Source organism: Siminovitchia jepli, from assembly GCF_047228825.1.
GTDB lineage: Bacteria > Bacillota > Bacilli > Bacillales > Bacillaceae_C > Siminovitchia.
Map to the genome: position 1 here is coordinate 1 of NZ_JBFEGN010000019.1, position 19581 is coordinate 19581.

Annotated in this window: 16 protein-coding genes; 2 read left to right on the top strand and 14 right to left on the bottom strand. The window is 37.8% G+C overall.

What is annotated here, in order from left to right:
- Window positions 1-186: 186 nt before the first annotated feature.
- The 7 genes from AB1L08_RS09205 to AB1L08_RS09235 form a co-directional block, all read right to left on the bottom strand.
- Window positions 187-1011, bottom strand: a complete 825-nt coding sequence (locus tag AB1L08_RS09205) for a carbon-nitrogen hydrolase family protein (protein ID WP_413064370.1) — start codon at window positions 1009-1011, stop codon at window positions 187-189.
- Window positions 1012-1203: 192 nt separating this feature from the next.
- Window positions 1204-2235: a branched-chain amino acid ABC transporter permease gene (locus AB1L08_RS09210; RefSeq protein ID WP_413064371.1), complete on the bottom strand. Its 1032-nt coding sequence runs from the start codon at window positions 2233-2235 to the stop codon at window positions 1204-1206.
- 3 nt (window positions 2236-2238) lie between these two features.
- On the bottom strand, window positions 2239-3108 hold the full coding sequence (locus AB1L08_RS09215; protein WP_413064372.1) for a branched-chain amino acid ABC transporter permease: 870 nt from the start codon (window positions 3106-3108) through the stop codon (window positions 2239-2241).
- 14 nt (window positions 3109-3122) lie between these two features.
- Window positions 3123-3827, bottom strand: a complete 705-nt coding sequence (locus AB1L08_RS09220; RefSeq protein ID WP_413064373.1) for an ABC transporter ATP-binding protein — start codon at window positions 3825-3827, stop codon at window positions 3123-3125.
- Entirely contained in the window at window positions 3820-4557 is a 738-nt protein-coding gene (locus AB1L08_RS09225) for an ABC transporter ATP-binding protein (protein ID WP_413064374.1), read from the bottom strand. Before AB1L08_RS09225 ends, AB1L08_RS09220 begins: the two co-directional genes overlap by 8 nt.
- 40 nt (window positions 4558-4597) lie before the next feature.
- Window positions 4598-5866 carry an ABC transporter substrate-binding protein gene (locus AB1L08_RS09230; protein ID WP_413064375.1) on the bottom strand — a complete coding sequence of 423 codons (1269 nt, stop codon included), beginning with the start codon at window positions 5864-5866 and terminating at the stop codon, window positions 4598-4600.
- Between the two features lie 63 nt (window positions 5867-5929).
- Window positions 5930-7213: an ArgE/DapE family deacylase gene (locus tag AB1L08_RS09235; RefSeq protein ID WP_413064376.1), complete on the bottom strand. Its 1284-nt coding sequence runs from the start codon at window positions 7211-7213 to the stop codon at window positions 5930-5932.
- 742 nt (window positions 7214-7955) lie between these two features.
- Here AB1L08_RS09235 and AB1L08_RS09240 point away from each other — a divergent pair.
- Window positions 7956-8303 carry a helix-turn-helix domain-containing protein gene (locus AB1L08_RS09240; protein WP_413064377.1) on the top strand — a complete coding sequence of 116 codons (348 nt, stop codon included), beginning with the start codon at window positions 7956-7958 and terminating at the stop codon, window positions 8301-8303.
- A gap of 636 nt (window positions 8304-8939) precedes the next feature.
- Here AB1L08_RS09240 and AB1L08_RS09245 read toward each other — a convergent pair.
- The 6 genes from AB1L08_RS09245 to dctP all read right to left on the bottom strand — a co-directional run bounded on the left by AB1L08_RS09245 (window position 8940) and on the right by dctP (window position 14957).
- On the bottom strand, window positions 8940-10100 hold the full coding sequence (locus AB1L08_RS09245; protein ID WP_413064378.1) for an NAD(P)/FAD-dependent oxidoreductase: 1161 nt from the start codon (window positions 10098-10100) through the stop codon (window positions 8940-8942).
- Window positions 10101-10136: 36 nt separating this feature from the next.
- Window positions 10137-11459 carry a TRAP transporter large permease gene (locus tag AB1L08_RS09250; protein WP_413064379.1) on the bottom strand — a complete coding sequence of 441 codons (1323 nt, stop codon included), beginning with the start codon at window positions 11457-11459 and terminating at the stop codon, window positions 10137-10139.
- Window positions 11459-11989, bottom strand: coding sequence for a TRAP transporter small permease (locus AB1L08_RS09255; RefSeq protein ID WP_413064380.1), 531 nt, complete (start codon window positions 11987-11989; stop codon window positions 11459-11461). The genes AB1L08_RS09250 and AB1L08_RS09255 overlap by 1 nt, the downstream gene beginning before the upstream one ends.
- Before the next feature lie 403 nt (window positions 11990-12392).
- Complete coding sequence (locus tag AB1L08_RS09260) at window positions 12393-13562, bottom strand: UxaA family hydrolase (RefSeq protein WP_413064381.1); 1170 nt, start codon at window positions 13560-13562, stop codon at window positions 12393-12395.
- A 5-nt stretch (window positions 13563-13567) separates the two neighbouring features.
- Window positions 13568-13873 (bottom strand): UxaA family hydrolase, encoded by a 306-nt coding sequence (locus tag AB1L08_RS09265; RefSeq protein WP_413064382.1) that lies wholly within the window; start codon window positions 13871-13873, stop codon window positions 13568-13570.
- Window positions 13874-13907: 34 nt separating this feature from the next.
- Window positions 13908-14957 (bottom strand): TRAP transporter substrate-binding protein DctP, encoded by a 1050-nt coding sequence (gene dctP / locus AB1L08_RS09270; protein ID WP_413064383.1) that lies wholly within the window; start codon window positions 14955-14957, stop codon window positions 13908-13910.
- Between the two features lie 880 nt (window positions 14958-15837).
- On the opposite strand from dctP, the gene AB1L08_RS09275 reads away from it, so the two are divergent.
- On the top strand, window positions 15838-16551 hold the full coding sequence (locus AB1L08_RS09275) for a FadR/GntR family transcriptional regulator (RefSeq protein WP_413064384.1): 714 nt from the start codon (window positions 15838-15840) through the stop codon (window positions 16549-16551).
- Between the two features lie 334 nt (window positions 16552-16885).
- On the opposite strand, the gene acnA is transcribed toward AB1L08_RS09275, so the two are convergent.
- Complete coding sequence (gene acnA / locus AB1L08_RS09280) at window positions 16886-19576, bottom strand: aconitate hydratase AcnA (RefSeq protein ID WP_413064385.1); 2691 nt, start codon at window positions 19574-19576, stop codon at window positions 16886-16888.
- Window positions 19577-19581: the final 5 nt, after the last annotated feature.

Genomic DNA, 19581 nt, shown 5'->3' on the forward strand with positions numbered 1-19581 from the left:
CCGTAAAAATATACTTCGACGTTGATCCATTTTCATCCTGCTGATGGTGCCGCGGAAGCGGCATGAACGTCTAACTCTAAAACTTTTTCCAAACTACCAAGCCCTTTCTATATTATTTCAAATATGAGCAGTACTCGAATCCTTATTAGTACTAATGAAAAAATATTTACTAAATCATGAAATACATTATTCCTTGAGAACTTTAATTGAGTAAGTTTCCGGCTTTCGATGCTTAAAACACGGAATTTTACTACGCACTTGATCAATATAGTCTAAATCAATATCCTGTATTACTATTGTTTCTCTCTCTGGGGCTCTTGCAAGCACGGTTCCCCAAGGATCTATAATCATGCTGTTTCCAAATTCGACGTGATCCGGTGGGGCTGGCCCGAATTGACCAGCTGCAACTATGTAACATTGATTTTCAATTGCTCTCGCTCGCAAAAGAATTTCCCAATGATGCGCACCCGTGTATAAAGGAAAAGCTGCCGGAACGAAAATTACTTTACTACCTTGGAGAGCTAATGAACGGAATAACTCAGGAAAACGAATATCATAACAGATCGTCATGCCAATCGTTCCAAAAGAAGTTTCAGCTGTAACAACTTCATTCCCCGGTAAGATTGTATCTGACTCCTTTATAGAAAATCTTCCCTCAAAATCCGCATCATACAAATGGATTTTTCGATAAGTTTTTACAATCTCTCCATTCCCATTTATTAAAATACTTGTATTAAATACACGATCATTCTCTGCTCTTTCCAAAATGCTACCACAGTTTAAATATATATTGCATTCTTTGGCTATCTTTGAAAATGCTTCACTTGTTGGCCCTGGTATTGTTTCTCCTAATTTTACTTTTTCACTGTCGTCCCCTATAAAATCAACATATTCCGGCAAAACTACAAATTCTGCACCCATCATTGCTGCCTCTTTTATGAATTGCACGGCTTTAGAGATATTTTCTTTTTTACTATTTTGAGAATTGAGTTGAATGGCAGCTACTTTCATATAAAATCCTCCCATTTTGCAAACCAAAATCAATTTCTAATTCATCTTTTAGGATTTCCCCGGAAAATAAGCCATGTGAAAAATTATTAATAAAGCATATCAAAAATAGTTGTTTTTATTCTTTTTTAGCAATAAATCCTATAAGGGTTATATGTATTCTGTAAATACTTTTTGATTTCCAAGCACGATTTTTCAAACTTGTAATTTATCCTTAGATGAGATCTTTCGGATAATTCCTTCTGGCATAAACATTATAACCAGAACAATAATTAATCCGTAAACTACCAGTCGATAATCTCCCAATACTCTCAAATATTCTAATCCCATAACCACAATAAATGATCCAAGAACAGGGCCTGCAATGGTTCCCAGACCTCCAATTACAACTATTAACAAGATCTGCATCATGATGTCTATACTAATTACTGATGTTGGGGTTAATACTTGAACATAATGAGCAAATAACGATCCTGATATACCTGCTATAAAAGCGCTTATCATAAATACATATAGTTTATGTTTTGTTAGGTTAACACCTAAACTTTCAGCTGCATCTTGAGATTCCTTTATTGCTTTTAACGCTAATCCTTGGGGACCCTTTACTATTCTCATAACAACGAATATGGTAATAAAAAAAATAATTAGCACAAGGTAATATATATTTATTCTATTAGCCAAGTTAAAGCTAATCGGGCCGATACTTGTAAAAGCTGGAATGCCATTTAAGCCAAGCTCTCCCCTTGTAAGATCCACAAGATTACTTGTTACCAACTTTGTAATTTCAGCAAACCCTAAAGTCAAAATGGCAATATAAGGGACTATACGTAATCTTAAGACTGGTAAACTAATTATTACCCCAATAATCGCAGCCATTAGTCCACCAATTAACAATCCAAACCACGGTGAAACATCTAGTCTCATTGCCATTAAAGCTGATCCGTACGCTCCTATTCCAAAAAAAGCCTGGTGGCCAAAGGAAAATATTCCTGAATATCCAGCAATTAAATTCCAACTTGAAGCTAATATTGCAAAGATAAGTGACAAAATTAAAAGATGCAGTATATAGCGTTGAACGAGTAATGGAAAAACAAGAAGAAAAACTGCACAAGCCAGATAAACAAATTTACTTGATTTGTACCGTAGGATGTTGTTTCCTAGAAAAGATTTTTCGCTTTTTAAATTAATAGTTTCTTCACTTCCATTTAGTGGGTTTCTTAAGTTCAATGATCACCACTCCTTTGTTCCAAATAATCCTGAGGGCCTTATCCATAAAACTAAAATAAGTAAAGAAAATGCAATAACATTTTGCCATTCTGAGGAAAATGCTAAAATTCCCAACCCTTCAAATATACCTAGACTAACCCCACCAATTATTGCTCCTATTAAACTGCCAAGTCCACCAATTATAACTACTGCTAACGCTTTTAGTAATGGATCAACTCCCATCCAAGGGTTAACCGAATAGATTGGTGAAAGCATAATAGCTGCAACTGTTGCTAAAGCAGCACTAATACCAAAAGCAACCATATATATAACTTTAGTATTTATCCCATAAAGAGTGGCGGAATCTCTATCTTGTGAAGTTGCTCGAAGTGCTTTCCCAAAACGACTGTATTTAAGAAAAGCCCAAAACAATATAATTACTAGTACCGCTACTAAGAAAATTAACAATCTTTGAACAGATAAGTTTACCCCAAAAAAAGACAATTTTGCATCCACATAATAAGGAATGTTTTTAAACCGTTCACCCCATATGTTAAGTGCTAAGTTTTGTAACAATACTGAAACTCCAAAAGTAGCAATGAGATGACTTTCAGTCCACCCTGGTCTGTCCATTAAATTTTGAATAACTAGTCTTTCGACAACAACTGCAACAAGAAATACAATAGCCATGCTGAGGATAGCTGCTATAAATGGATTCAAACCTGATGAGACATTCAGAAAAAACATGAAAAATCCACCTAACATATAAAACTCACCATGAGCTAAATTTAACATTTTCATCGTACCCCAAATTAATGACAATCCACTTGCCATCAATGCATACATTGAACCAACTATAATTCCATTTATAATTTGCTGAATCAATTGTTCCAATCTATTGCCTCCTCTTATAATCCTAAATAAGCCTGTTTAACGTATACATTATTCATTAGATCTTCTGCTTTTCCATCAAGAACTATTTTTCCAGTTTCCAATACGTAAGCATAATCAGAGATTTCTAATGCTACATTGGCATTTTGTTCAACTAATAATATTGTAATTCCTTCCTTATTTAACTTTTGAAGTAATTCAAATATAGATTCTACTATTTTTGGTGCCAATCCGAGTGATGGTTCATCCAACATTAGAACTTTTGGGCTGCTCATTAACGCACGTCCAATAGCTACCATCTGTTGCTCCCCGCCAGATAAAGTACCGCCATGTTGCATTCTTCTTTCTTTTAGACGCGGAAACATTTCGTATACAGTTTCTAACTTTTCCTTTCGCTTTCCCCATAAAGACTTCTCAAAGGCACCCATCAATAAATTCTCTTCGACAGTCATTTGGGGAAACAGTCTTCTTCCCTCAGGAACATGGGATATACCATTTGATATAACTGAAAAAGGCGGGATTTTATCTAAATTTTTTTCTCTAAATAGTATTTCACCACTTTTGGGTCGCAACAGACCTGATATTGTCTTTAAAGTTGTTGTTTTTCCAGCTCCATTCGAACCCAATAAAGCAACTGTTTCTCCTTCTCCAACTTTCATAGAAAGCTTATGAATAACCTGAACATTACCATAAAAAACATCAATTTCACGTATTTCAAGCATGTTTTATCCCCCCCAAGTAAGCATCGATTACCAAGGGATTCTCTGAAATTTCCTTGGGAGTTCCTTCCGCTAAAACTTCACCATAGTTTAAAACTATTATACGATCAGACACACCCATAACAGCCTTCATCACATGTTCAATCATAATAATGGAAACACCGCTTTGCCTAATCTTCCTTATAATTTCGACAACCTCATTTCCTTCAGAAGGTGTTAATCCACCAATAACCTCATCTAACAAAAGTACTTTAGGGTTAGTTGCAAGAGCACGAGCTAATTCTAATTTTTTCAAGTTACCTATTGATAAACTTTTAGCTTCTAAGTATTTCATGTCACCCATTCCAACAAAATCCAATATCTCTTCTGCCTTCCTTTTTGCAGCTGAAATATTATTGTTTTTCTTACCAAAATATGATCCTACTATTACATTCTCAATTAAATTCATGTTCTTAAACGGTTTTGTAATTTGAAATGTTCTCGCTATCCCTTGATGGCAACGCATATCAGGACGTTTTGAAGTTATATCGTTACCATTAAATATTATTTTTCCTGAATTAGGCTTTAAAGCGCCTGCGATCACGTTAAACATAGTTGTTTTCCCTGCTCCATTAGGGCCGATTAGCCCAAGAATTTCTTCTTGGACTAATCCTAGCTCCACATCCTTTAATGCGATTAAGCCCCCAAAAACTTTTGTAATGTTTGTGGCCTTCAAAATATACTCATTGCTCATATTTTACCTCCGCCAATTCCTAATTGTGGAAACAAACAGATTATTTCATCCATGGTTGCGGCTCATATTCTGAAGTCGCAATATTTTCAGGCCAAATAATCTGTTGTTTTCCTTTTTGAATTTGAGCTGCTGGTACGGGGATATAATCCGGTCCTGCTTTTGCTGTATGGTCTTTTTCATCAAATTCATATACCCCATTAAGTCCTTCTCTGTTAAAATTGGAAAGGGCTTCAACTATTTTTTCGGGATCAAGACTTCCAGCCATTTCAATAGCACTTATAGCATTGTTCATATAATCATAGCCCTGTGCAGCATCAGCATTACCTTCAGTATCATACGTTTCCACATATTTATCTTCAAACTCTTTTTGTTTCTTTATTAATTCAGGGTGGTAGGAAATTGGCTCCCAAAGTAAACCATTTGCATCGTCTCCAGCTTGTTCAAGAAATTCTGGTCTAAGGGGGTAATAAATGGCCAGGTGCAAAGATTCTATACCTGTTTCATTAAACTGTTTCACTAATGCAACTCCGGATGAAACTGCAGTAAAACATGTGATCAAGACATCAGGTTTTAGTGATTTCAGCTTTGTTAATTGTGGATAAAAATCAGTATGCCCGACATCCACCGTTTCAAAAGTAACTTGTTTCCAACCATCTTCCTCAAATAGCTTTTGAGCCTCTGCAACGTTTGAACGCCCATAATCTGTATCCTCAACTACAAATGCAATAGTTTTATCCTTCGGATCAAAACTTCCATCTTCAATCAATGATTTTATTGTTGAATATGCTCCTTCTCCATACGCTTCACTACTGAAATTCCCTTTATAAAAGTATTTATACTTATCCGGATCTTCCTCTACTTTTTCTGAGATAGCACTACTAACTGCCTCACCGCTCATGATTGGCTTTTCATACTGGGATGCTAATTCCATAACAGCCATAGTAACGGAACTTGAAAATGCATCACCTATCAAAAAGTCAACATTTTCATTATTTAATAGTTTTTCTGCAGTACTTACACCTTCGGCTGGTTTACCTTGGTTATCTTCAAAAAACATCTCAATAGGCAGCTTTTCACCATCAATCTCTACTCCACCCTTATCATTCCACTCTTTAACTGCCAACTCCATTCCTTGCTTTAGTGCTATTCCTGAATTAGCTGTTGAGCCTGTAAGGGGACCTGTAACTCCTATTTTAATCTTGTCTGTTTTACCACCGGTCCCTTGAGAACATCCAGCTAAAACTAGAATACTAATTAAAATTAAATTCATTAACAATAAAATAATTCTTTTATTTTTCAAAATATACACAATATACTTCCCCTTTTAATAAATTAAACTTGAAGTTCTGTTTTTTCTATCCAAACGGTTTAATCACTGTCTTACCTTACACCAATCTAGAATAAAAGCTGAAATAGTTTTTGTAGCCGTTTTCAAACTTTTTAAATCGATGTATTCGTTCGGTCCATGCATATTTCCTCCTGTTGGTCCGTAGCAAGTTGATGGAATTCCAAATTCCTCAAACGCACGTATATCAGTTGTTCCTGTAAATGCTACCGTCTCTATTTCTTCATCAGTTGTTAATTTATGAGCAGCAGAGATTGATTCGAAAAGTTCCACGTCAGCAGAGTTTGTAAAACCCGGTGCACTAAAACCATAAAAAGTTACTTCAGGCGGGTTTTCCTTTAACCAATCATCTCTTTTGGCAGCATTTAGGATCCATTCTTTTAGCTCTTTTTGTATGTCTCCGGGATCTTGATCAGGATAAAAGGCAACACGAGCCTCAAATGTACATTCGGATGGAACGTTTGATGGCCAGTCTCCTCCCTTAATTACGCCAACATTGACATTTAATGGATGAGGGTGTTCAGTATAGTAACTATGTTTCGGCCGATTGTTAATATACTCCCTATATTCGTCAAGAGCCTGTATTAAATAAACTGCTTTATTAATTGCATTTTGCGCTCTTTCTGCCCTTTCCACATGGGCCCCCGCCCCTTTGACTTTTATCCTTACCCACAGAACACCTACTTGGCCTTTTATTAACTTTAATTCAGTTGGTTCCGTTATTAATGCCGCATCGGCAACAAACCCTTTATCCAATAATGCTAAAGCTCCATTGCCTGTGCATTCCTCTTCAATTACTGTTTGGATCTGAACGTCAGCGCCTAATTCTATGCCGGCTTTTTTAATTGCATTTACAGCATAAATCATGGCAGCAACGCCAGATTTCATATCACAGATACCTCGCCCATACATTTTTCCGTCCCTAATCGTTGGATTGTAAGGATCGGTATCCCATAAATGTTCGGGTTCCGCACTTACAACATCGATGTGGCCCTGAAGAATCAGGCTCTTTCCAATCTTCGCGCCCTCACTCTCCCATTCTCCAACTACAACGGGGCGATCTTCATAGGACCACTCAGGGTGCCCGAAATTTTTATATGAAGAGAGCCTCTTAGGGTCCGGATCAAAAGAAGTAGTTTTTAAATTCATATCGTCCAAGTGTTCTTGTATAAATGATTGAACACCTTTTTCATTCCCCAGGGTGCTCTTAAAGGACCCCAGTGCCTTTAAGAAAAGTAGTTGTTCATTCCAATCATTTTCTATTATTTCATGTACCTTTTCGATATCATTAATTATTTTTGAATGTTCCATATATTTTCCCCCGTTCTAATTTTAATTGTTGAATAAAATATAAATTATTGTGATGTATACCAAGGTTCAAATACACATGAAATCTGCACGAAACACCGTGTATAAAGAAACAATACGAAAACTAATAGCCTACCATTCCCCTCAATATTATTAATTCCTGTATGATCAAGCAGTTTACAAAGCGTTTTAGACATATGTATCCAATTGCTTTATTTTTTACAAAGGGGGCAAATAACTATTTGATATTGAAAAAATATCAATGTTTGCTGTTCAGTAGTTTGGTTTATCGATGATATCATTACTAAGAATTTAAACGGAAATCAGGACAAGGAAAGTAAAAACGTTTTCAAAAAAATGATTTCTCAAGTCAATGCTGTAACCTCTTTTGGAAGTTTGTTTTTTAAAGCCTTTGTACAAGGGTGGATTATTAACTTTACGTTTACTTCATTTTTTAAAAAAAGAGATCGACACGTTAAGTTTTGTGAAAATTTCAAACTCAAAAACGACACGGATTTCTCTTCTCTTCTATTCATTTGCTTCTTACACGATACCCTTAGAGCTTCTTACCTTGTCTAAATAAATTCTATCACCGCCTTTTAATAAACGTAAAGTTTAAATTACTTTAATTATATATACATATAGTTGAATGTCAAGCTATTATATAAACCTTTTGTTTAATTTATTTAACATAGTGTTTATTTAATGTAAACTATCTGTAAAATGGTGGAAACGGTGATGTGTGATGAGCTTGGGATCTCGCTTAAAAAAAGAAAGAGAAAAAAGAAACTGGTCACAAGTTTATGTGGCCAAAAAGATCGGCATAACCAATGCGGTCTTGTCAAACTACGAACGGGACTATCGCGACCCGGACACGGAAACATTAAAAAAATTGGCCTTGTTATATGGAGTAAAAACAGATTATTTACTCGGCTTAACGGACGACCCCACTACATCTGAAAAGGAAGAGTTTCCAACAGTTATTAAAGACCCCGAACTGGAACGCTGGCACAAGGAACTGCCCAAATCCAATGAAGAGGATTTGCGTAAACTGAGACAAATGTGGAAGATTATGAAAGGGGAAGTGGAATAGGCGCATGAAATGTTCATGCGCACTCCGCGAAGATCTTTGCAGTGAAGCGGCACCGATCTGTTGTTGAAAATTAAAGTGAAATTATCTTTTTATGTAAAAACTTTGAAAATTACTATTTGCCGGATGGCGCTAAGAATCAGTGTATTGATGGATGGATAGGACGACTATACTCTATTTTGTTCCTTTGTAGCCAGTTCCACATATTGCTCTTGAAGTTCCTGTAAAAAATTGATTGCTAAAATGTTTAGGGTTGAAACAGGTTCATCTGCAATAATTAATTTGGGGTTTAATACCAATACACTTGCTATACCAATTTTTGGGCTGTCTACCACTAAATTCAGGGGGATGACGTTTCCATTACTGGGATCCAGTCCTATTTTCTTGAGTAACTCGCCAATTCAATGGCGATGTAGTTCACGTCCATAGGTAATATAGCTTATGATATCTAGAGTCTTTTACCTTTTTAGGAGTGAGGAATTCTACTTTTCGAGGAAGGCTTTTCTTGTAATTCATCCATAAATCACCTAATGTTGATACATATATGTATCAACATTAGGGACCAAAAAGGAGAATTTTATCCTGAAGATTCTTCACGGCTGCTTCTTCTTTAATGCCTATAAAATCAATAAATCAAATTCAACCTGGAAAATGACGAATCGCACCATCATTTTTGTTTTCTATACTAAATGATCGATCAATGGTAAGACCCTCAATAGAGATAGAAGGACTTTTCTTTTGGACAATATCAGAAATAACCTGACCTACTCCCGGAGAGATAGTAAAGCCGTGTCCACTAAACCCGGCGGCAATTAAATAGCCTGATACTTCCGGAACTTCACCTAAAATTGGAATTTCATCTATACAATGCGCCTCCGCACCATAGTATGTAAAATCAATTTCATATTTCTCTATTTCCGGAACAATAGATAAAACGGTAGCTCTTTGTTGTTTAAGACTTTTTTCATTGAATACCCCTGAGTATTCGTCTGGTCCGGGTTTAGTGGGATATCCCCCGCCAGCTCTTATTCTCCCGTCAATTGTTTGCTTAAGCGATATTTTTGTGTCTTTTGCACTGATTGTCGGCCCAGGGAGAATTGCAGGAGCCGCGAATGTAGCTGACATCTGATGACAGAAAGGCTTAATTTGCGAAAGCGACAATCCCAGTTTCTCATGCAGTGCAGGTGCCCATACACCCGCTGCATTAATGACTGTATCACAAGGTATAAACCCTGAACTTGTTTGTACGCCTGTAACTGCATTGTTTTCTTTTTTAATTGAGTAAACTTCGGTACCAGTTACAATTTCAGCACCAAGTCTTCTTGCTGCTGAAGAAAATGCAATTGCAGTTAATAATCCGTTTGCTTGCCCGCCACTTGGATAGAATATGCCTTTTGTATAAGAAGGAGATATATAAGGAATTAATTCTTTTAAACTATTCTGATTAACTATTTGAGCAGGAATACCATTTTTTTGATCTTCCTTTACCTGTTCTTGAATCATCTCTATGCTAAAGCGATGATCATATAACATAATCTGTCCTGAAGGCATATACTCTAAATCAGCTTCAAGCTCTTCCTCTAATGTTTGCCATCGAAGAATACTCGCTTTTGCCAAAGGTAATTCTCGGGGATCCCGATTATTTAATCTAATTCCTCCGGCAGAGGCTCGAGATGCAGCCCCCTGATTAGCGATACTCCCTTTTTCCAATTGCCTTACTTTCACACCATCACGTGCCAAATGATAAGTGATGGAGGAACCTATTACACCGCCGCCGATGACGATTACCTCTGGTTTCATTTTTATCACCCTCTTATTTTATAAATATTCAAATATTCAATATCCAAATAGTCTAGGCAAAAACATTGATAAAGGTTCCCAAGCAACTGTTAATATTAAAACAGGAAGATAACCGAAAAGAATAAACATAAAAGTAGGCTTTATCACTTCACTAAATTTTGCTTTTCCTACCCGCATCCCAAAATATAAAATACTTGCATATGGAGGCGTCACTCCACCCATTGCCAAATTGACACACATGATAGAAGCAAAGTGTATCGGATCAATTCCATACTGTACGACCAACGGTAATAGCAATGGTGCACATAAAATAATGGCTGTTGTATCGTTGACAATCATTCCTACAAAAAGGAGAAAAATGCTTACTAATATTAAAATGACAACCTTACTTTCTGTGATGCCCATAAATATGTCAATTAATTGTTGAGGAATTCTTAATTGCACATAGGTTTGGGCAAGCAGCAAACAAAATAGAATCATTGCCATGATAGAACCTATTGAAGACGTAGATTCTTTAAAAACCTTATAAAGTTTCGCTCTGCCCATTTCCCGATAAATAGCAATTCCTATAATAATCCCGAATACTCCAGCTACAGCAGCTGCTTCTGTCGGAGTAAACACCCCGCCGTAAATTCCCCCAAGAATAATAATTGGCATTAAAATCCCTGGAATAGCAGCCATAATAATTTTTATTTTTTTCGTCTCCTTGGCTGGCCCCATTTCGATTTCTTTTTCGATTGCACCGGCTGTTTCATGATATGAGACTAATGCTCTTCGAGAGTATAGAATATTAATAATAGAGAACGAGATCATTACTAATATTCCCGGGCCAACCGTGGCAAGAAAAGACCCCAATACCGAAGTGCCTGTGACCCATCCATAGATAATCAATGGTACACTTGGAGGTATTAATACACCCAAGATCGAAGAGACACTGACTAATGAGGTCGCATATCCTCTTGAATAACCTTGGGAAAGCATTTGCGGTATCATGATTGGACCTACTGCCGCTATTCCTGTGAAAGCACTTCCGGAAATGGCTCCTAACAATCCGCATGCAAAAATAACAAGGACCCCAATGGCTCCTTTAATTTTACCGACAAAAAGATTAATAACATTTAATAATCGAGTGGCAATCCCACTCTCGGCGATAATCGATCCTACCAAAATAAATAATGGCCCGGCCAACAAAACAGGTCCGATCATCTGATTAAAGCCCCATAGCATTAAACTGTTAATCTTAATATCGGTAAATATGACCATAAAAATTAAAGCTGCCCCAAAGCAATAAGGTAGCGGAGTTCCTATAAGCAATAATACGACAAGCAGTAAAATATTCAGAAAAAAAACCGTCAGCACTATTGAACCTCCTCTCCTTTTTGTAAATGATTCTTATTCAATAAAGAATTGATACTTTTTATAAAATCAGATATTGAATAGATTGTCATAAGGAAAAGACCTATAAATAGAGCTGATTCTGCCAGGAACATAGGTATTGAAAGTAAAGGGCTAAGTTTCCATATGTTTAATGAATATTGTAAATAGTCAAAACACCAGTAAGTTAATATAACACCAATAATGACGCTGACCATGTCCTTAATAAAATGAGTAATCCGCAAAATCCTTTGATTTTTGATAAACACATCAGCAATATCCACAACAATATGGCTTCTTTCTTGGGAAGCATTCGCAGAACCTAACATATACAGCCATATAGTTGGAAATAACATTAATTCCTCAATTCCCATTAATGGTAGATTAAACACATACCGAAGCAAAACTTGAACAAAAATAAGGGTTATTAATGAGCAAAGGAAAAACACACTAATAGCATTTTGCAATAAAATGAGCTTATTAACGACAAGCTTCGTACGATTAGACATTCTCATTCAAACACCTCCGCTAAGAAACCAATTCCTTTTTTAAAAGATAAGGGTACACATAAAGTGAAGCTGCAATCAATGAGAATTTAGGCCCCTAGGAAACGGGTCATGCAAGCGTTGCCGCACAATGCGGCGTTCTTAGCCTGCGATCACCGAACAAAGGCTAAGATCGTAACGTCCTTGGCAAGCTGAGGCAGCGACGTCCTCGAACGCTTTTTCTTCGTGAGATTGACGATGCTCCTCCTGTTTCTCTTGCACTGCTGCAACGCCTTGGTGATCGACTTCCTACCGACCCAAACAATCGGGCTTTTACAGGCAGTTGATCCCCACTATTCTCGTTTAACCGCAAATTTTGAAGTGGGGATCTTTCTGCCAGTTAAAGCGGGATAAAAATATGTACCCTATTTGATTAAATGGCTTTTCTCTTTAGTTCTCGCGGAACTACGTATTCAAAGTTTTCGTTGATTTCAGACCTTGTTTGTTTGCCGCTTGCAACTTCTAAAAGCAGGTTGTACAAATCTTCTCCTGTTTCTTCAATAGACTTTCCTTCCAACACAACTCCTGCATTGAAATCTATAATACTTTTAAATTTTTGATAAGATGCCGGGTTCCCTGTTATTTTAATGAGAGGCATAACTGCATTGCCGATTGGCGTACCTCTCCCGGTACTAAATACAGTTACATTTGCACCTAAAATGGCGAAACCAGACGTACTGAATTGATCAGGCCCCTGAACTCTGGAATCAACAATCCATAAACCGGGATACGGTATTTTATCTTCCAGTTTTAACAGGCCCTGGACTTGGGATGAGCCCATTTTCTTAATGTTCCCCATAGATTTTTCAACCAAAGTAGTAATTCCGCCTGCTTTGTTTCCGGGTGTCGGGTTGATCTTTTCTATGGCTTGTCCGTGGTCTTTAATAAAATCGCTTCTTAGTTCATCAACCATTTGAAATACCTCTAAACCAACTTTATGCGAAACTGCCTGCTCAGCAACGATATGCTCACTGCCGGGAAAACCTGCCACTTCTGACATTAAAACAGAGCCGCCATTGTTTATAACCAAATCTGTCATTCTGCCAATAACAGTGTTGCCGGAAATGGCTGTTGTCCAGTCGGATCCTCCGCACTGCACGCCCACTACTAAACCTTCCACCGAACATTCCTCACGACTTTGTTCAGAGGCTTGTTTTTGGAGTTTTTTTACGAGCTCAACCCCTTTTTGTATCGCCTCAGGAGATCCTCCTTCATCTTGAATCCTTACAAATTCAACAGGCTTCCCTGTATCTTGGATAGATTTTATGAGGGAATGTGAAGATGTCTGCTCACATCCCAAACTTACCACTACCACTCCGGCTACATTTGGATTCCTGCCGGCTGATGACAAAGCTAGAACTGTTCTTTTATGATCGTCTTCAAACTCTACACACCCCTGTTCGTGATTAATAGGGATCGCTCCTGTTTTTTGTGCAATCTTGGAAGAAACGGAATTAACACATGAGACCGTAGAAATTACAAGTATATAATTCCGAATGCCGACTGTTCCATTTGTTCTTTTGTATGCCTGAATGGTATTCATGAATGTCATTCTTCTCCTTTTCTAATAAAAATCTCTTTATTCTCATTACAAAGATTCTCTGTAATATCCTCTACATTATGAGTATGAACATGTTCTCCAATATTGATAGTTGTACTTGCCTTGCCAATGGGAACACCATATTTAATGATCATTTCATCCTTTTTTATTTCTTTGATTGCCATTTTATGTCCTATCGGAATCTCATTCATGGAATGTATGTTGAATCCTTCCACATTTAGGGTATCTCCCTTTTCTGTATCCTGAACAACGACTGCAACATTATCATTTTGATCAATTCGAATAGCTCTCATGTCCTTTGTTCCTTTCTAAAAAAGATGACAACTTTTATTGAATGCCTAATTCAGCTTTCACTTCAGAGAAAATATCGCCATACTCGCTTTCAATCTTTGGCCAGACTTCTTTTCTAACTTTATCCGCATATGCTTTAATTTCTTCATCTGTAAAATCGTAAACTTCAATTCCTTCTTTCTCCATTAATTCATCATATTTTTTATCCTCTTCCTCTGCTTGTTGGAATGCATTTTTTTCAAATTCCTTTGCTATATGTAAAATAGATTTTTGGTCAGCTTCTGAAAGTTTATTCCAAACATCCTGGTTAACAGTAAGGTAATGGGCTTCAAAATGAGTTCTTAGTGGCATTACATATTTTCCGAGTTCCCGGTATTCGTTATAATAAAGCTCTGTTCCTCCACCCACTGTTCCTTCAATTACACCTGTTTGAAGTGAAGTAAATATTTCTGATGCAGGTAAAGGGGTAACGGTAAATCCCAATCCTTTTCCGAATTCCTCAAATGATTTCATTCCGGGCACACGAATTTTAACATTCTTTTTGGAGTCCGGATTTTTTGGATCATTTGGTTCTTTTGCTAGAAACACAGATCCAAAGTATTGTGGGTAGACAGCTAATAGCTTAATGTTTTGCTTTTGCAGCCGATCAGAAAGATACTTATTGATTAGCCCATCCTCTGAATTATACAAATCCTTAGCTTCTTCCCAATTTGAGACAAGATATGGAGCAATAGCTATTTGCAGAGTAGGATCAACATTTGTTCCCATGGAAGCCAACTGCATTTCTATCTCACCCATCGAGATGCTCTCTTGGACTAATTGATAGTCACCTAATTCTGCATTAGGATAAATCTCAATTTTTAATCTGCCTTCTGTTGCTTTTTCAACATCTTCAGCAAATTGTTTTGCAGCGTTATCCGTTCTTGTGCCTGTTGGACGAATATGATTTAAACTCCAAACCATTTGCTCTTCTTCATTTTCATTTACTGATGCAGTTTTACCTCCTCCAGAACAAGCCGCCAGTAAAGCTGCAGACAAAATAGCTGCCAATAACACAACTGATCTGAATCTTTTTCTTTTAACCATATTTCTGATTTCTCCTTTCATCCTAAACTATAAATAAATTTCTTAAACAATATTGGCAAGGGGACATAAAATTTTGTAAATTCGGATGCCGTAAATTGTTAAACTTCAGTAAACTGGACAGTTTCTTTCGAAAAAAGGACATAAATTTTCAATTTATTCAGTTACATTTGGCCATTAATGTTTTTGTGCATTGGACCATGGAAATGAAAGCTTGTTTATGAAGGTAAGGTAAAAACTCTTGCTGTCTGAAAGATGTCTCTATGAAACAATAATCCATATTGAAAAGCTCAAACATTGTACTTCATACACAGAATCAGCCTTCATTCAATAGACCTCACCCATTCAAATAAGATCCCCCCATATTCAATCTTGACAAAGATTAGCTCATTAAATAATCCCTATATCTTACCAATTACAGAATGATATAAATCCCCTTCCTACGTTAATCATATAATACACTCTGATTGTCTGTTTGTCTACTTATATTTTAGAAAATTTAATGATTTGCATATATAGTTATTTTTTTAAGTATAAACAGATTGTCTGTCAGTCTTAATTTTGCTTGTATATAATTCAAAATCATGGAATAATAAGTTAGTAATATGTCAGATAATTTTTTATAGGGTAAAATACAAGTCAGAAATCTCACGGAATTGCTTACAAAAAACAAGCGATCTCCTTGTTGATTTTTTTGTGATAAATATGGCTATCCAAAACACCACCAGAGAATTTCCCGGTTTATTGGAAGAAATATCGGCTTTTTGATACAACTTAGATTTATATGATTGTGTTTCTTCAAGACACAGGAGATAGATTGCTGTTTAATTCAAAGTCGACCGGTACAATTGTGCCCAGACAAATGAAAGGATTGATGATAACAATGAAACTTCCTAAATTAGCAAGATCCACCCTGGTAGATCAAACTGTTGATGTCCTATATCAACAAATTTTAAAAGGAGAAATAAAACCCGGGGATAAACTTCCTGGTGAATTGGAAATGGGGAAACAATTAGGCGTTGCAAGAACAACTGTCAGAGAAGCCTATTCCCATCTCATTGGATTAGGTATCCTTGCAAGAAAAGAAAATGGAATTTATGTTACTACTGAACCATCTTCCATAATAGATTCAAAATTATCTTCGTTTATTTTAATGAATTGGGAATTACACCAATTTTATGAAGCGAGGAAAATACTGGAATCAGAATTGGCGTACTTAGCAGCTGAAAGAGCCACCCCAGGTGATATAGATAGATTGAATAAAATAAATGAGTATTTTAAAGAAAATGAAATTGAAGACGATGATTATTGGAAATATGATCGAATGTTTCACCTGGAGCTTGCGGAATTGGCAGATAATGATATTTTATTTTCAATGTATAAGTTGCTTATGGAAATATATAAAAAATTCGAAAATGATATATTCAAGTTAAACAAAAGCGGAGTCAGAAATCCTTACGTAACACATAAAAATATTATCGAGGCAATTAAAAACAATGACCCCATTCGATCCAAGCAACTAGTCCTGGAGATGCTATCTTCTGCCGAAAAAGATTTGGTAAAACTAAAAGTAAATGAAAAACTTAATTCTGATTGACTAAACGATCATTAAGATGGATCCGGGTTTAATGGACCTATATTTTGCCTTGGTGTATTTATGATTATTTTCTTTATGAAAAAACCTTTTCCCGGATAGATTCTTGTATTCTCTCTTTGGGAAATGTGTCTCTTATTTCATCATTTAAATTTTCCATTTGAAGTCCGCCGTTCCAGGACATTGTTTATGATGAACGGCCGGAAACGAAATTGTATCATGATAAAGTGGCCTTAGTCCCATGGAATACCAGGGCTAAGGCCGCTTTGATGCATTTTTTTTATTTTCCGTGCCGGCTTGACAGGAGAGTTTATTTTTTAGTGAAGTGAACTGTCTTTTATTTATCCATCAAACTGTTTAAAACCGTTGGAAGAATACCACCGTTATGGTAGTACTCCATTTCAATCTGGCTGTCAAGCCGTATAATGGCTTTAAATTCGGTAATGGCACCGTCCTCTTTAACGGCCTCCATGTCAACTATTCCACCAGGCTCCGCCGATTGATCAAAGTTTTTGACAGCAACGTTTTCTGTACCGTCCAATTGTAAAATTTGGGCATTTTCCCCTTCCATGAATTGCAGCGGCAAGACGCCCATTCCTACCAGATTACTGCGATGAATCCTTTCAAAGCTCTCAGCCAGGACAACTTTCACACCGAGCAGGGCAGTTCCTTTTGCAGCCCAGTCTCGTGAACTTCCGGTCCCATATTCTTTGCCGGCGATCACCATGAGACCTTGCTTGTTTTCTTGATAAGACATTGCGGCATCATATACAGACATGATTTCCCCGGTCGGCATGTATTTTGTATAACCGCCCTCCAGGCTGCCTGCCAGCTTATTCCTAATTCGGATATTCGCGAAAGTGCCTCGCATCATGACCTGATGGTTTCCTCTTCTGGCTCCGTATGCATTAAAATCTTTCACCGGGACACCCTTTTCGATCAAATATGTTCCTGCCGGACTGGAAACCGGGATGGCCCCAGCTGGAGAAATATGATCCGTTGTGATGGAGTCGCCCAAAAAAAGTAGGACTTTTAAATCTTTGAGATGCTCCCCGTACCCGTCTTTTTTATTCTCCGCTTGAACATACGGGACCTCTTGAATATATGTAGACGAAGGATCCCACTCGTATATCATCCCATCTGGTGCATCGATGGATACCCACATTTCATTTTCAAAGATATTACTGTATTGCTCTTTAAATAATGCCTGATTGATTGTATCATTCATGACTTTCTGTATCTCCTCGGGGGTTGGCCAAATATCCTTTAAATAAACCGGATGATTTTGATAGCCGAATCCGATCGGTTCTGAAGTCATGTCTATTTTTACTGTCCCTGCAAGGGCAAACGCCACAACAAGCGGAGGCGAGCATAAGTAGTTTGCCTTGATAAGCGGGTGTACCCGGCCTTCGAAATTACGATTGCCGCTTATTACTGAAGCGGTTACCAGATGATGATTCCGTATGGCTTCTTCGACCGATTCTGTCAAGGCTCCGCTATTTCCGCAGCAAGTAGCACATCCATAGCCATCTACGTAAAACCCTAAGCTTTCCAAAGCGTTTAAGAGATTGGAGGATTTCAAGTATTGTTTAACGGCCTTGGAGCCCGGCGTCAAACTGGCCTTGACAAAGGCAGGCTTTTGAAGTCCAAGTTTCAATGCCTTTTTAGCGAGCAGACCGGCAGCAATCATGACATTGGGATTTGATGTATTCGTACAGCTTGTAATTGAGGCCAAAACAACCGAGCCTGTGCCAATTTCCTCCCCAACTGTCGTTTTGACTTTCTTGTTCAATTCTGCTGGATTCAATCCGTATCCATTCTTTTCAAGGGGTGCTGTCAGCGAAAGCTCAAATGATTGTTTCATTGAACGAAGATCCCTACAGTCTTGAGGTCTTTTTGGCCCGGCTACACTCGGAGCAATAGTCGATAAGTCAAGCTCAAGCTTCTCCGTAAAGGAAGGATCGGGTGTGTTGTCCTCCCTATATAGACCTTGCGACCGGAAATAAGCTTCAGCCAGGGGAACAACCTCCCCCCTCCCTGTTAAACGCAAATAATTCATCGTGATCTTATCGACAGGGAAATACCCCATTGTAGCTCCGTATTCAGGAGCCATATTTGCAATAGTTGCCCTGTCTGTGAGGGATATGCGGCTTAATCCGCTGCCGTAAAATTCAACAAATTTCCCGACTACTCCTTTATTTCGCAGCAACTGTGTAATGGTCAAAGCTAAGTCCGTAGCAGTTACCCCTTTCTGAAGCGTCCCCGTCAACTTGACGCCAACTACCTGGGGAATAACAAAATATAGAGGCTGACCGAGCATTGCCGCTTCTGCTTCTATTCCTCCCACACCCCAACCGACTGTTCCTAAACCATTGATCATTGGAGTGTGGGAGTCAGTTCCGACCAATGAATCGGGATAAATCTCGGTCCCTTGCTCTGTCCTTTTGGTTTGCACTGCGCTTGACAAATACTCCAAATTGACCTGATGAACAATGCCATTTGAAGGCGGGACGGCATTGAAGTTCTCAAAGCTTTTTTGCGCCCACCGTACAAAACGGTATCGCTCCAGATTCCGCTCGTACTCTCTTTTTACATTTGCATCAAGGGAGCCCCGATGCCCAAAGTGATCAATAATAACGGAATGGTCGATCACAAGGTCAACCGGAATTTGAGGGTTGATGCGTGATACGTCACCGCCTTTTCTTTCTACAGCGCTTCTCATTGATGCCAAATCGACAATGGCCGGAATCCCTGTAAAGTCCTGAAACACAATGCGTACCGGCTTAAACGGGATTTCTTTCTTTTCCCATTGTGTCGTTTCCCAATGGACCAGTTGATCAATGTGCTCCTTTTTAATATGTTTTCCATCAACATTCCTGATGGCTGCTTCCAATAATATTTTGATCGAGAAAGGAAGGGAGGCAGTCTTTTTGGGATTGCCTGCAGCCCGAATATCATAGTAAATGTATTCTTCCCCGTTAACCAGGAGGGTTTGCTTGGATGCCAAGCCTTTTTCGGTTACATTCATCTCGG